The organism is Adlercreutzia sp. DFI.6.23, from assembly GCF_024462535.1.
Classification (GTDB): domain Bacteria; phylum Actinomycetota; class Coriobacteriia; order Coriobacteriales; family Eggerthellaceae; genus Adlercreutzia; species Adlercreutzia rubneri.
Map to the genome: position 1 here is coordinate 1 of NZ_JANGBP010000834.1, position 286 is coordinate 286.

A 286-nucleotide genomic window follows, 5' to 3' on the forward strand; every position below is an offset into this window, starting at 1 on the left:
CGACGGCGATGAGATTACCGTCATGAAGGTCGCGAATGGAGCCCGTGCTGTCGAGGTTGCCGAGATTCGGGATAACGGCACAGCTGCTTTCTCCGATGCTGCTCTGACCGAGTCTGGCAACGTCTACGTTCTGGTTGGCAAGAAGGCCGAGATCAAGGCTCCCACGGTCGAGCAGAAGACCGTCACCCTCCGCGTCGTATACGAGACGGGCGCGGTGCGCGACGTCATTCCGTTAGCGGTCGAGAAGAAGGACGGTGCTTACGCCGGCACCTACAAGCTCGATCTG

The 286-nt window shown here is 60.1% G+C and carries 1 protein-coding gene; it reads left to right on the forward strand.

Annotated features, from left to right (window positions below):
- Positions 1-286 (forward strand): hypothetical protein (locus tag NE591_RS15660; RefSeq protein ID WP_256157150.1); only part of this gene is annotated, 286 nt, incomplete at both ends.